At 70.0% G+C, this 12,530-nt stretch carries 12 protein-coding genes and 1 tRNA gene; 6 read left to right on the plus strand and 7 right to left on the minus strand.

Going from position 1 to position 12,530, the window contains the following annotated elements:
* Positions 1 to 462 precede the first annotated feature (462 nt).
* From E1200_RS09965 to E1200_RS09975, 3 genes are all read left to right on the plus strand, one after another.
* A complete protein-coding gene (locus tag E1200_RS09965; RefSeq protein WP_131951544.1) occupies positions 463 to 696 on the plus strand; it encodes a hypothetical protein in 234 nt (77 codons plus the stop codon).
* Between the two features lie 25 nt (positions 697 to 721).
* A complete protein-coding gene (locus E1200_RS09970) occupies positions 722 to 1,549 on the plus strand; it encodes an AraC family transcriptional regulator (protein ID WP_243708454.1) in 828 nt (275 codons plus the stop codon).
* A gap of 259 nt (positions 1,550 to 1,808) precedes the next feature.
* Positions 1,809 to 2,741, plus strand: a complete 933-nt coding sequence (locus E1200_RS09975; protein ID WP_131951546.1) for a DMT family transporter — start codon at positions 1,809 to 1,811, stop codon at positions 2,739 to 2,741.
* On the opposite strand, the gene E1200_RS09980 is transcribed toward E1200_RS09975, so the two are convergent.
* The 3 genes from E1200_RS09980 to E1200_RS09990 form a co-directional block, all read right to left on the minus strand.
* A complete protein-coding gene (locus tag E1200_RS09980) occupies positions 2,722 to 2,907 on the minus strand; it encodes an HYR domain-containing protein (RefSeq protein WP_131951547.1) in 186 nt (61 codons plus the stop codon). The genes E1200_RS09975 and E1200_RS09980 overlap by 20 nt on opposite strands.
* A 75-nt stretch (positions 2,908 to 2,982) precedes the next feature.
* Positions 2,983 to 3,774, minus strand: coding sequence for an SDR family NAD(P)-dependent oxidoreductase (locus E1200_RS09985; RefSeq protein WP_131951548.1), 792 nt, complete (start codon positions 3,772 to 3,774; stop codon positions 2,983 to 2,985).
* A gap of 17 nt (positions 3,775 to 3,791) precedes the next feature.
* Positions 3,792 to 4,001, minus strand: coding sequence for a hypothetical protein (locus E1200_RS09990; protein ID WP_131951549.1), 210 nt, complete (start codon positions 3,999 to 4,001; stop codon positions 3,792 to 3,794).
* Positions 4,002 to 4,230: 229 nt separating this feature from the next.
* Here E1200_RS09990 and E1200_RS34755 point away from each other — a divergent pair, with 229 nt between their 5' ends.
* From E1200_RS34755 to E1200_RS10005, 3 genes are all read left to right on the plus strand, one after another.
* A complete protein-coding gene (locus E1200_RS34755; protein ID WP_221480955.1) occupies positions 4,231 to 4,350 on the plus strand; it encodes a DLW-39 family protein in 120 nt (39 codons plus the stop codon).
* A 630-nt stretch (positions 4,351 to 4,980) separates the two neighbouring features.
* Positions 4,981 to 5,056, plus strand: a tRNA-Ala gene (locus E1200_RS09995).
* A 594-nt stretch (positions 5,057 to 5,650) separates the two neighbouring features.
* A complete protein-coding gene (locus E1200_RS10005) occupies positions 5,651 to 6,451 on the plus strand; it encodes a class I SAM-dependent methyltransferase (protein WP_131951550.1) in 801 nt (266 codons plus the stop codon).
* 183 nt (positions 6,452 to 6,634) lie between these two features.
* On the opposite strand, the gene cydC is transcribed toward E1200_RS10005, so the two are convergent.
* Genes cydC through E1200_RS10020 form a run of 4 tightly spaced genes read right to left on the minus strand, consistent with a single transcriptional unit; the run spans position 6,635 to position 12,460 of the window.
* Positions 6,635 to 8,377, minus strand: coding sequence for a thiol reductant ABC exporter subunit CydC (gene cydC, locus E1200_RS34345; RefSeq protein ID WP_207933271.1), 1,743 nt, complete (start codon positions 8,375 to 8,377; stop codon positions 6,635 to 6,637).
* On the minus strand, positions 8,374 to 10,029 hold the full coding sequence (cydD, locus tag E1200_RS34350; protein WP_207933272.1) for a thiol reductant ABC exporter subunit CydD: 1,656 nt from the start codon (positions 10,027 to 10,029) through the stop codon (positions 8,374 to 8,376). The genes cydC and cydD overlap by 4 nt, the downstream gene beginning before the upstream one ends.
* On the minus strand, positions 10,026 to 11,036 hold the full coding sequence (gene cydB, locus E1200_RS10015) for a cytochrome d ubiquinol oxidase subunit II (RefSeq protein WP_131951551.1): 1,011 nt from the start codon (positions 11,034 to 11,036) through the stop codon (positions 10,026 to 10,028). Before cydB ends, cydD begins: the two co-directional genes overlap by 4 nt.
* A gap of 14 nt (positions 11,037 to 11,050) precedes the next feature.
* Positions 11,051 to 12,460: a cytochrome ubiquinol oxidase subunit I gene (locus E1200_RS10020; RefSeq protein WP_131951552.1), complete on the minus strand. Its 1,410-nt coding sequence runs from the start codon at positions 12,458 to 12,460 to the stop codon at positions 11,051 to 11,053.
* Between the last annotated feature and the right edge of the window lie 70 nt (positions 12,461 to 12,530).

Genomic DNA, 12,530 nt, shown 5'->3' on the forward strand with positions numbered 1-12,530 from the left:
GGGTTGGGGGCAACCTGGGGAAGAATGGTGGACGGCGCGGTCGTCGGTCGTACCCAGGTTGTGCACGAGACTTATCCACAGGTTGTGGATTCTGTGCATGGCGGCGCGGCGGGGTGGATGCTGGACGGGATGGAGGGCAAGAGGGCGCCTGAACCGTGGAAAACCCTTTTGGTCTGGGGATCTTCCTGTGGACGCCGCCTTGGTAGCGCCGGGCGGCACTGTCCGGGGGATGTGTGCGGGCGATGTGCACAGCCTGTGGATAAGTGTCGGTCGCAGGTGGGGAGAAGGTGATTCGCTTGGTGGTCTGTCCGCGGGCGTGCGCTGGTCGCCGGAGTGTCGGGACGAGGTCAAGTCTCGTGGCGTGCACGGCGCTGGGCGGGCGGGGGTGCGTACGATGGCCCGGTCGTTCCAAGGTGGCTCTGACCTGCGAACACCAGTTCGAATCCGTGCTACGCTCGCGGAATGGGGCAGTTGCTGAACGAGCCGGTTCGCGCCGAGCACGACCTGGCGGGACGGCTCACCGCGTACGAGTGGCGGGGGACGCGGTACGCGGTCGACCAGGTGCTGAAGACGTACGGGACGGCCCAGGAAGGGCGCGTGTACCGCGTCCGGGTCACGGGCGCCGAGGGAGTGGCCGTCGCGGAGCTCGGCCGTGACGAGGACCGCTGGCGGCTCCGGCACGTCTTCTCCGCCTGACCATGACCAGACCCTTTGGACGCGGGTGGACGGCGTCCAAGGAAGCCCGCTCGACCTGCTGACGGCCCGCATCGGGCGGCGGCACTACGCACCGCATATCCACGACGAGTACGCCATCGGCGTCACCGTCGCCGGCCTGGAAACGATGCGCTACCGCGGCGAGAAGATCTACTCCGGTGCGGGCAGCGTGGTCGTGATCGAGCCGGGAGAGGCGCACACCGGAGGTCCGGCCCTTCCCGAGGGCTTCGCCTACCGATGCCTCTATCCGGATGCCGAGCTGCTGAGTGCCGCGATGTCGGTCAGGGGCGGTGCGAGTCGGCCGCACTTCCGTGAAGCGATCATCGACGATCGGGAGCTCGGTGAAGCGCTCCGGCTCGCGCACCGTGCTCTGCGGCTCGGCGACGATCCACTGGAGGGTGAGTCGCGCCTGTTGAGCGTCCTGGGAGCGCTCGTCGTCCGGCATGCCGGCTCGGCTCCGGAGATGGCTTCCGGGAGCCGTCGAGCCGACGCCGAGCGGATCGCACGTGCCGTCACCGCGCGCCTGTCGGACGAGCTCCTCACGCCGCCCACCCTCGCGGAGATCGCCACCGAGCAGGGCCTCTCCCGCTACCAGCTGCTGCGCGCCTTCCGCGACGGCGTGGGCATGCCGCCCTACGCGTGGCTCGCCCAGTATCGGGTGATGCGAGCCCGGATGCTCCTCGATGCGGGGCACCGCCCGGCGGAGGTCGCGGCCCTCGTCGGGTTCGCCGATCAGGCGCACCTCACCCGATGGTTCCGGCGGGTTTTGGGCGTCACTCCCGGTGCCTACCGCAACAGCGTTCAAGACAGCATGGCTCGCGGCATCGCATCCTGAATCCGTCCAACGGTCGCTTGTCCTTGTCCGGTGCGTGTCGTTCAGTCGCCCTTCACGTGCCGGCCCCCCGAGGTGGCGTGACATGCGTCCAGAGGGCTCCGTCACGGACGTATGTCGAACCAGGCGCGTTGAGGGCTGAGGGCCTGCGCGGCTTGGCGTTCGTCCGGTGGGAGTGAGGGGCCGGCCCAGCGACAAGGGGCCGTCCTGGCAAGGGATCAGTGCGTTCCTGGGCGGCGAGGAAACGGGAATGGAGGTCGGGGTGAGCCGTCGAGGTTGGGCGCTGTTCGCGCTGATGGGGGTGCTGTGGGGCATCCCCTATCTGATGATCAAGGTGGCGGTCGAGGAAGTCTCCGTGCCCATGGTGGTGTTCGTGCGGACGGCGCTCGGCGCGGCCGTGCTGCTGCCGCTGGCGATCCGGATGGGGCGGCTCGACGTGGTGCGCCGGCACTGGCGTCCCCTGCTGGCCTTCACCGCGGTGGAGATCCTCGGGCCCTGGGCCCTGCTGTCGCACGCCGAGACCGAACTGACCAGTTCCATGACGGGGCTGCTGATCGCCGCCGTCCCGATCGTCGGGGTCGTGCTCGCCAGGCTCACGGGCGACGCCGAGCGGCTCGGCCCGGTGCGCTGGGCGGGGCTGCTGGTCGGGCTGACCGGCGTCTGCGTGCTGGCCTGGCCGCATCTCGGCGGCGGGAGCGCCTGGGCGATCGGCGAGGTCATGCTCGTCGCGCTCGGGTACTCGATCGCGCCGATGATCGCGCTGCGGCGGCTGCAGGACGTCCCGAGCCTGCAGATGGCCGCGTTCTCGCTGGCCATCGCCGCGGTCGTCTACACCGGGCCGGCGGTCCTCACCTGGCCGGACGCGATGCCGAGCACGCAGGTGCTGGTCGCGCTCCTCGCGCTGGGACTGGTGTGCACTGCGCTCGCCTTCATCGTGTTCTTCGAGCTGATCCGGGAGGTCGGAACGTCCAGAGGAATGGTGTTCACGTATGTGAACCCGGCCGTCGCGGTCGCCGCCGGCGTCGTCTTCCTCAACGAGCCGTTCACCGGAACGATCATGCTTTCGTTCGCGCTGATCCTCGGAGGTTCGGTCCTCGCGACCGTGCAGCGCCGTCCGGTAGCGGCAGAGGCCGCACCCGTCCCCGACGCGGAGGAGGTCCGGCGTGGTTCGGCGGTCAGCGAAGCGTCACCGTGAACTTCGCGGGCTTCCCGGTGTTGCCCGCGGAGTCGATCGCCCGGTATTCGATGGTGTGCTGCCCCTTGCCGAGTTTGCCGTAGGTGAGGCCGTCGATGACGGTTCCTTCCGCGGTGAACAGCCAGGGGGCGGACGAGTCGGCGCCGAACCACACGGCAGTGGTCAACGGTGTGGTGCGGCGTGGGGAAGACAACGATGGGTCACAGCTCGCCCCGGACTCACCGGACGCCCGCGCATGTCGCTAGCGTTTGCCGCGCTGGCCCTCCGCGAGGCCCCGGGCGACCCGGTGCCCGCCCGCACGCCGCTGCACGACCGCCGACAAACCGGGCGCGACCCCGCCGAGCCTGGCCCCGAGCCGCAGCCCGAGCGGCGCCACGTCGACCTCCGCGATATTCCGCTCGATGGCCCGGACGGTCGCCCGCGCCACGTCCCGCGGCGTCCGCGTCCCGACCCCCTTTGGCAGCGTGACCCCGGCGTCGGCGAACATCCCCGCGTCCCGGATAAAGCCGGGGAAAACAGTCGACACGCCGACGCCGTGCGGCCGCATGTCCTCCCGCAGCGCCAGGGCAAATCCCCGCATCCCGAACTTTGTGGCGTTATAGAGCGACGCATGGCCGGATGCCGTCTTCCCGGCGAGGGACGACACGAACACCAAGTGCCCCCGACCACGTTCGGCCATCTGCGCCCCGGCGAGCTTCGCCATCACGATCGGCGCGCGGAGGTTGACGTCCAGAACTCGGTCGATCTCGGTCATCGAGTACTCGTCGAGCAGCCCGGACGCGGGCAGCGCCGCGTTCGCGACCAGCACGTCCACCCTGCCTACCTCGTCCAGGAGCCGCTCGGCCGCCTCCCGGTCCGCCAGATCCGCGACGACGGCCCGGCCGCCGAGCCGTTCCGCCAGGGGTTCGAGGACGTCCGCCCGCCGGCCCGTGAGGACGAGATGCCCGCCGCGATCGGCCAGCGCGACCGCTAGCGCCCGGCCGATCCCGCCCGTGGCCCCGGTCACCAGAACGGTCGCTCCACCCAGCTCCATGGCGAGATCCTTTCGGATCACATGCCGATGCGCCAGAGCAGCAGGATGATCGACGACAGCACCAGCCCGGCGGTGCCGAGCGGAACCTCACCCAGCGCGATCATCGCCGTGCATCCCGTCGCGGTCAGCCCGGCGACCACCACCATGCCGCGGCCACCGGTCGGTTCCTTCTGCGGCGTGCCGGAGTCGAGCTCATGTTCCCAGAGCCGGAAGTCGTCCTCTGCCATCGGAACTCCCGAAGGTCCGTCCCCCGGATTATGGGGCCGTCCGGGCACCCCCGCGCTATGGCGCGGACGTGACAGCATTCCCACCGGGATTGGACGTGGGGTCCGATAACGGCGACTGGGTGCTGATCGCCCGCGAACGGTTGCTAGGCTGCTGGAAGCCTGGGAAAGCAGACGCTGATGCGACGCGTCCCGGGTTTTGACTTCAAAGCCGAGGTGAAGGGGTCCCACCATGAAGAAGCTGCTCGTCCTTGCCGTTGTCGCTCTTGGTGGTTTCGCCGTCTGGCGCCGGATGCAGCAGGACCGCGCCGAGCTGGACCTGTGGACCGAGGCCACGTCGTCCGACAGCTGAGCCGCCGACGATAGGCCCCGGCGCGAGCGGAGCAGAGCCGACCACCGTCGCCTGCCTCGATCCCGCCGGGACCACTGTCACGGACGGCGACCGTCCGTCCACACCGCCTTCACGGAGGCGATCGCCACGCTGGGATCGTCTCCGACACGGCGTCCAACCCGCGCGCCCGCAACCCACGCGGCGAGGCGAAGCTCGGCGTCTTCCGCTAGCTCCTGGGTGAGCCGCCGTCGCCCAGGCCGCGAGCCTGGCCTTCGCGCGCTGCACGACCGACACTCGCAACCGCAGCCCGTCCCGGCCGCCGCTTAAGTCTCGATCACCTCTGCAGCAGCGACATCGGCGCCTGCCTGCTCACCCCTTCCGCAGTTCCGCGTCTTTGACCCACTTGCCTGGTGGCACAGTCCTGATCTGGGCGTTGGAATGCGGAAGACGTCCCCGCGTCCCGCCCTTCGTCCCCGCCTCGGCCCTACGCCTGAGCGTGGACGACGTCCGCACCACATCGCTGTCCGCGCCGCCACGGCATCATTGCCACGCCGGTGCCGGCGTCGTCACCCCGGCGCCACTCACATCCTCGTCCCAGCCCCGGCGGTGGCACGTTGACCGCCGACCACCGGTAGGCTGGTCCCGCCGCACGGGGCCTTAGCTCAGTTGGTAGAGCACCGGCTTTGCAAGCCGGGTGTCAGGGGTTCGAATCCCCTAGGCTCCACCAGCCAAAGAGCCCAGGTCAGAACCGAAGTTCCGGCCTGGGCTCTCGTTTCTCAGGATCTCTTCTTCCGCTTCCGTGCCCGCTGCGTGCCCTATCGCTTCTCCCCTTGAGTTCAGCCTTGGCCATGGCGCTCGTCGGCGATCTCCCGGTGCCGCTCGTCCGTCGCGTGCAGGTAGATCATGGCCGCGCGGTCACTCGCATGACCCATGCGCTTCTTCAGTTCAGGAGCGCCGCGCCTGCGTTCGCTGCGAGGGTGTTCACGGTGTGGCGCGCAGGTCGTGAAACCGCACGTCCTTGCTCTCCGCCTTTCTCAAGCCCTGCACCCAATCACGCCGGGCAGGAGCTTCCGATGCCGTTCGCTGGCTGAGGGGGCGGCTGGTCTGTGGACCTTGAGGCGACGTGGGATGGGGATGCCGCACGACGGGCACGTCCCGCAACTGGGGGACGAGCCGCTCGTCCGGCGTCCGCCCGTCCTCGCGACAGCCGCGCGACCCACGCCGCGACGGGGACGTGACCGCGTCTGGGTGGCGCGGGGTGGTTAGGGTAGGCTTACCTAATAGGGCTCCCGCTGGCTTTCTCCGGACGGAGGACCTTGCCATGAAGCAGGCTGGATCTGATCTTCCCGGTTCCGAACGTTCTGATGAGCAGGTGCAGGGGCATTGGCTTCTTGCGCGGCTTGGGAAGAAGGTGCTCCGGCCTGGCGGGGCGGAGCTCACTCGGCGCATGCTCGATCGGGCGGGGATCGGCGGAAGCGAGGTCGTCGAGCTGGCACCCGGGCTTGGGCGGACTGCGCAGGAGATCATCGAGCGGGCTCCCGGTGGATATGTCGGGGTCGACAGTGATGCCGGTGCGGCGGCGCGAGTGCAGGAGATTCTTGGGGAGCGGGGCACTGTTCGGACGGCGGATGCCGCTGAGACCGGGCTTGCCAGCGGCAGTGCCGATGTGGTGATCGGCGAGGCCATGCTCACCATGCAGGGCGACAGGGCGAAGGCTGCGATCGTGGCGGAGGCCGCGCGGATCCTGCGTCCTGGGGGACGGTACGCGATCCACGAGCTCGGCCTTACGCCGGATGGGGTCGGGGACGAGATCAAGACCGAGGTGCGTCAGGCGCTGGCGCGGAGCATCAGGGTCAACGCCCGGCCGCAGACCATCGAGGAGTGGCGCGCCCTTTTGGAAGCGCACGGGTTCACGGTCGAGCACGTTGAGACCGCCCCCATGGCGCTGCTGAAGGCGGGTCGGCTGGTCGCGGACGAGGGGCTCGGTGGGGCGCTTCGGTTTGGGAAGAACGTGCTCACCCATTCGAATGCGCGTAGTCGAGTCCTCGATATGCGCCGTGTTTTCCGGAAGCACCGCAAGTCGCTCATCGCGGTTGCGCTCGTCGCTCGTAAGGACGGCTGACCCGCGGCCGAGGCTGTGCGTGATGTCGGTTGGCTGCCTTGTGGTGCCGGCGGCTCACGTCGGTTGTGGGGAGCTGCGGGCGAAACCATGTTGGCGATGTGGTGTCGGTGGTTGTGGCTGTGCGCGGTCTCAAGTGGTGGGCTTGGGCGTTCTGTGGTTCTGCTGGGGCCTGCGGGGTCTTTCCTAGAGCGGGTGGGCGGGTTCGGTGGTTTGTTCTCTGGTCCAGAGGGTTCGGTAGAGGCCGGGGCGGGAGAGTAGGTCGGCGTGGGTGCCTCGGTCGGTGATGCCGCCCTCGTCTAGGACGATGACTTCGTCTACGGCGTCCAGGCCGGCTAGGCGGTGGGTTACTAGGAGGGTCGTCCGGCCCTCGGTGGCGGCCAGGAGGTCGGCGGTCAGGGCGTCGGCGGTGGCGATGTCCAGGTGTTCGGCGGGCTCGTCCAGTAGGAGGATCGGGAAGTCGGCCAGGAGGGCTCGGGCCAGAGCGATGCGTTGGCGTTGGCCACCGGATACCTGTGCGCCGTGCTCACCTACGTGGGTGTCCAGGCCGTGTGGCAGGGAGTCGACCCAGTCGAGGATGCGAGCGCGGTGTAGGGCGTCGCGGATTTCGGGTTCGGTTGCATCAGGGCGGGCTAGGCGGACGTTCTCGCCGATGGTCGAGTCGAACAGGTGGGCGTCCTGGGCGCATAGGCCGATGACCCGGCGTACTTCGTCGCCGTGCAGGGTGCGGAGGTCCACGCCGTTGAGGGTCGCTTGGCCGCCGACCGGTTCTAGGAAGCGGAGCAGGACGGCGGTCAGGGTGGTCTTGCCGGAACCGCTTGGGCCGACGATTGCGCAGCGGCGGCCTGGGGTCAGGTCCAGGGAGATGCCGTCTAGGGCGTAGGGGGCCTTGGGAGTCCATTGGGCGCGCAGGTTTTTCACGGAGAGGGTGTAGGGCGCCGCTGGGAGGGGGCGGGGGTCGGTTGGGTCTTGCACTGGTTCGGGGCTGTCCAGGATGGCGAAGACCCGGCTCGCCGAACGGCGGACCCTTTCCAGGTACTGGGCGGCCAAGGGCAGCCCGGCCACGACCTCGAATGCGGCTAGGGGGAGCAGGACGATCACCGCGAGGAGTACCCCGTCCAGCGCTCCGGAGCGGACGGCCGGGACCCCCACCGCGAGGCTGCCCCAGACGGCCAGTCCCCCGGCGAGGGCGGAGATGGCGGCGCCTGCGCCGGCGGTGGTGGCGGAACGGGCCGACGCGCGGGTGAAGTCGCGGTCCAGGCTGGTCGCTTCGGCGAGGTGTGCGGGGGCGGCGCCGTAGGCGATGAGTTCGGGGGCGCCCTGGAGGGTGTCGACCACGTGGGTGGTCAGTTCGCCGCGCAGGTCCGTCGTCTGGCGTTCGGCACGGCGCGCCATGGCGGACGACAGCCAGGGCGCGACGACACCTGCGAGCAGTAGGGCGAACAGGAGGACGGCCCCGGCGGATGGGAGCAGCGCCCAGGCCAGGCCGACGGACGCGCCCCCCACGACGGCGGCGACCACGCAGGGCAAGAGGACCCTGAGGAAAAGGTCCTGGACGGCATCGACATCGGCGACGAGGCGGCTCAGCAGGTCGCCGCCACGGAACGAGGGGAGTCCGCCGGGCGCGAGGCGTTCCAGCCGTTCGTATACACGTGCTCGCAGGTCGGCCAGGATGCGGAACGTCGCGTCGTGGCCGACTAGGCGCTCGACGTAGCGGAACACGCCACGTCCGAGACCGAACGCGCGGACGGCCACGATCGCGACCATGAGCATGAGTACCGGGGGGTGCTGCGCGGCCCGCGAGATGAGCCATGCCGAGGTCGCCATCAGGCCGACGCCGCTGCCGAGGGCCAGGACGCCGAATATGACGGCTATGAGGAGTCGGCCCCAGGCTGGGCGGGCCAGGCGGAGCAGGCGGAGCACCGTCATGTCGGCACCGCCGCAGGGGCGACGGGGATGACGCGGTCGGCGACGGTGACGAGGGCCGGGCGGTGGGCTACGAGGATGACGGTGCGGGTGGCCGCGAGGCGGCGGACGGCGTCGATCACGGCTGCTTCGCTTTCCGCGTCCAGGTTCGAGGTGGGCTCGTCCAGGAGGAGGAGCGGTGCGTCGCGCAGGAAGGCGCGGGCTAGGGCGATGCGTTGGCGTTGGCCGGCGGAGAGGCCGAGGCCGCGTTCGCCCAGGGGTGTGTCGAAGCCCTGGGGTAGGGCGTCGATGAAGTGCAGGGCGTTCGCGGCCGCGGCCGCGGCTCGTACGTCGGCGTCGGACGCGCCGGGGCGGCCTAGGCGGATGTTCGCGGCGACGGTTCCGGTGAACAGGTGCGGGCGCTGCGGGACCCAGGCGATCTGCTCGCGCCAGGTGTCCGGGTCGAGTTCGGTGAGGTCGGCCCAGTCGGCCATGACGCGGCCGGAGTCGGGGCGGACGAAGCCCAGCAGCACGGCGAGGACGGTCGACTTGCCGGCTCCGCTCGGGCCGGTGAGTGCGACGGTCTCGCCGGGGTGGACGGTCAGGCTGAAGTCGTCGAGCGCGGGGGTGCCGCGGCCGTCGTAGTTGACCGTCACGCCGTCCAGGCGGAGGGTGGCGCGGGCGAGGTCGGGGACGTCGGTGCGCGTGCCGGTGGCGGGGGCGGGTGTCTCCAGCACCTCGAAGATCCGCGCGGCGGCGGTGAGGCCCTCGACGCTCGCGTGGTACTGGGCGCCGACCGCCCGCAGCGGGAGGTACGCCTCCGGCGCGAGGATCAGCACGAGCAGCGCGGTCTCCAGGCCCATGCCGCCTTCGACCAGGCGCAGTCCGATTGACACGGCGACTAGGGCGACGGAGATCGTGGAGAGGAGTTCCAGGACAAGTGCCGACAGGAAGGCGATCCGCAGCGTCGACATGGTGGCGCGCCGGTGCCGGTCGGTGACCTCGCGGATCTTGGCGGCCTGCGCCTTGGCCCGGCCGAAGATCTTCAGGGTGGGCAGCCCGGCGACGACGTCGAGGAAATGCGCGGCGAGGACCGACAGCGTCCGCCACTGCCGGTCCATCTTCCGCTGGGTGGTCAGCCCGACGAGGATCGCGAAGACGGGGATGAGCGGCAGCGTCACCGCGATCGTCACCGCGGACAGCCAGTCGCCGAGCAGGATCCGCGCGCCGACCGCGACCGGGACGATCACCGCGAGGACGAGCTGCGGCAGGTAGCGGGAGAAGTAGTCGTCGAGCGCGTCGATGCCGCGGGTGGCGAGGGTGGCGAGTTCGCCGCTGCGCTCGCCGGCGAGCCAGCGCGGGCCGAGCCGCAGTGAGTGCGCGAGCAGCCGGCCGCGCAGTTGCGACTTGACCGCGGCGGACGAGCGGTGCGCCGCGACCTCCTGCAGCCACGCGACGAGGGTGCGTCCGGCGACGACCGCGAGCAGCAGGAGCATCGGTGTTCGCAGGTCGGCGAGGGACGCGCCGCCGAGGAACGCCCGGGTGAGCATGTCGGCGAGCAGCGTCGCCTGCGCGATGATCAGGCCGGCGGTGGCGGTGCCGAGTGCGACCGACGACAGCAGGAAGATCCGTGTCGTCCGGGCGTACGTCAGCAGCCGGGGATCGAGGGGTTTCATTTCGCCGGCTCGCGGACGGGGATGTGCGAGGTGCCGATGCGCTTGCGGAACACCCAGTACGTCCAGCCCTGGTAGACCAGCACGATCGGGGTGAACAGCACCGCGACCCACGTCATGATCGTCAGGGTGTAGTGGGTGGACGCGGCGTTCTCGGTCGTCAGGCTGTTCGCGGCGCCGAGGGTGGACGGCAGGACGTCCGGGAACAGCGCGGTGAACAGGGTCGCGACGGCGAGGACGATCGCGGTTCCGGTGCCGATGAACGCCCAGCCCTCGCGTCCGCGCGCGTTGGCGGCGGCGGCGAGCAGCAGCCCGGCGGCGGCGGCCCCTGCGGTCAGCCAGGTCACCGGGTCGCCGTGGTGGAGCTGGGTGATCAGGAGGAAGGCGCCGCCGGCGGCGATGGCTCCGATCACGGCGATGCTCGCGACGCGGCGGGCCTGGATCCGGATGTCCCCGGACGTCTTCAGCGCGACGAACACCGCCCCGTGCAGGACGAACAGGATCGTCGTGGTCAGCCCGCCGAGCAGGGCGTACGGGTTGAGGAGGTCGGCGACCGTCCCGGCGAACTCGTGGTCGGCGTCCAGCGGCACGCCGCGCACGATGTTCGCGAACGCGACGCCCCACAGGAACGCCGGGACGAGGCTGCCCCAGAAGATCGCCTTGTCCCAGCGGGCGCGCCAGCCGGGGTCGTCGCGCTTGCCGCGGTACTCGAACGCGACGCCGCGGACGATCAGCGCGAGCAGGATGGCCAGCAGCGGCAGGTAGAAGCCGCTGAACAGGGTGGCGTACCACTCGGGGAACGCGGCGAAGATGGCGGCGCCGGCGACGATGAACCACACCTCGTTGCCGTCCCAGACGGGCCCGATGGTGTTGATGAGGACGCGGCGTTCGACGTCGTCGCGGCCGAGGACCGGCAGGAGCATCCCGACGCCGAAGTCGAATCCCTCCAGGAAGAAGTAGCTCGTCCACAGGAAGGCGATGATGATGAACCAGACGGTGGTGAGTTCCATGACCGGCGGCCCTCTCAGTAGGCGAACGCGAGCGAGCGCTCGGAGTCGTCGTCATCGGTCGGGTCGGCCGGGGCGACCTCCTCCTCGGTGGGCGGTCCGGCCTTGGCGTACTTGAGCATCAGCCCGGCCTCGATGACCATGAGGACGCCGTACAGCGCGGTCAGCGCCACGAGGGAGATGAGCATCGATCCGGCGCCGACGCCCGGGGAGACGCTCGCCGACGTCTTCAGCACGCCCCAGACCGACCAGGGCTGCCGGCCCATCTCGGTGAAGATCCAGCCGGCGGAGTTGGCGATGAAGGGGAGCGTCAGCGACACGACGCCGATCCGGTAGACCCACGGGCTGGACGGCAGCCGGCCGCGCCGCAGCAGCCACAGCCCGGCCAGCGAGGTGAGCAGGGTGAGGAACCCGACGCCGACCATGAGGCGGAAGTTCCAGTAGATGACGGGGACGAACGGCCGGTAGTCGCCGGGTCCGTAGGCGGCCTCGGCCTGCTGCTGGAGGTCGTTCATGCCCTGGACCTCGCCGTCGAAGCTGCCGGTGGACAGGAACGACAGGACGGCCGGGACCTTGATGCCGAAGATCTCCTCGTCACCGTCCAGCGTCCCGACGGCGAACAGGGAGAGCCCGGCGGGCCGCTCGGTGTCGTAGATCGCCTCGGCGGCGGCCATCTTCATCGGCTGCCGCTCGGTCATGGTCTTGCCGAGGAGGTCGCCGCTGACGATGACGCCGAGCGCGGCGACGGCGGTGACGGCCAGCCCCAGCTTCAGCGACGGGCGGAAGACCTCGATGTTCCTGCGGCGGGCGAGGTGCCACGCGCTGACGCCGACCATGAACATGCCGCCGGTGACGAACGCGGCGGTGATCGTGTGCGGGAACGTGGCGAGGTGCACCGGGTTGGTCAGCACGGCCCAGAAGTCGGTGAGGACGGCGCGGCCGGCCTCCTCGTCGACGGCGTAGCCGACGGGGTGCTGCATCCAGGAGTTCGCGGCGAGGATGAAGAACGCGGAGAGCACGGTGCCGATGGACACCAGCCACATGCACATCACGTGCAGGAGCTTGGGCAGCCGGTCCCAGCCGAAGATCCACAGCCCGAGGAAGGTCGACTCGACGAAGAACGCGAGCAGGCCCTCGATGGCGAGCGGGGCGCCGAACACGTCGCCGACGAAGCGGGAGTAGTCGCTCCAGTTCATGCCGAACTGGAACTCCTGCACGATGCCGGTGACGATCCCCATCGCGAAGTTGATCAGGAAGAGCTTGCCCCAGAACTTGGTGGCGCGCAGGTAGGCGGTCTTGCCCGTGCGGATCCACGCGGTCTCCAGGCCGGCGACGAGCGCGGACAGCCCGATGGTCAGCGGGACGAACAGGAAGTGGTACACGGTGGTGATCCCGAACTGCCACCGTGCGATGTCGACAGGGTCCATGGTCCGCGGGCCTCCGGCTGTCTACTACAAGCTGTAGTACTACATGCTGTCAGACATACTACGAGCTGTA

This window comes from Actinomadura sp. GC306, from assembly GCF_004348665.1.
Taxonomy (GTDB): domain Bacteria; phylum Actinomycetota; class Actinomycetes; order Streptosporangiales; family Streptosporangiaceae; genus Spirillospora.

What these genes read in the sequence shown, in the direction of transcription:
- E1200_RS09985 (WP_131951548.1), bottom strand. Translation starts at nt 3,774, where the DNA reads ATGGAGCTGGGTGGAGCGACCGTTCTGGTGACCGGGGCCACGGGCGGG.
- E1200_RS10005 (WP_131951550.1), top strand. Translation starts at nt 5,651, where the DNA reads ATGAAGCAGGCTGGATCTGATCTTCCCGGTTCCGAACGTTCTGATGAG.
- E1200_RS34755 (WP_221480955.1), top strand. Translation starts at nt 4,231, where the DNA reads ATGAAGAAGCTGCTCGTCCTTGCCGTTGTCGCTCTTGGTGGTTTCGCC.
- E1200_RS10020 (WP_131951552.1), bottom strand. Translation starts at nt 12,460, where the DNA reads ATGGACCCTGTCGACATCGCACGGTGGCAGTTCGGGATCACCACCGTG.
- cydD (WP_207933272.1), bottom strand. Translation starts at nt 10,029, where the DNA reads ATGAAACCCCTCGATCCCCGGCTGCTGACGTACGCCCGGACGACACGG.
- E1200_RS09965 (WP_131951544.1), top strand. Translation starts at nt 463, where the DNA reads ATGGGGCAGTTGCTGAACGAGCCGGTTCGCGCCGAGCACGACCTGGCG.
- cydB (WP_131951551.1), bottom strand. Translation starts at nt 11,036, where the DNA reads ATGGAACTCACCACCGTCTGGTTCATCATCATCGCCTTCCTGTGGACG.
- cydC (WP_207933271.1), bottom strand. Translation starts at nt 8,377, where the DNA reads ATGACGGTGCTCCGCCTGCTCCGCCTGGCCCGCCCAGCCTGGGGCCGA.
- E1200_RS09990 (WP_131951549.1), bottom strand. Translation starts at nt 4,001, where the DNA reads ATGGCAGAGGACGACTTCCGGCTCTGGGAACATGAGCTCGACTCCGGC.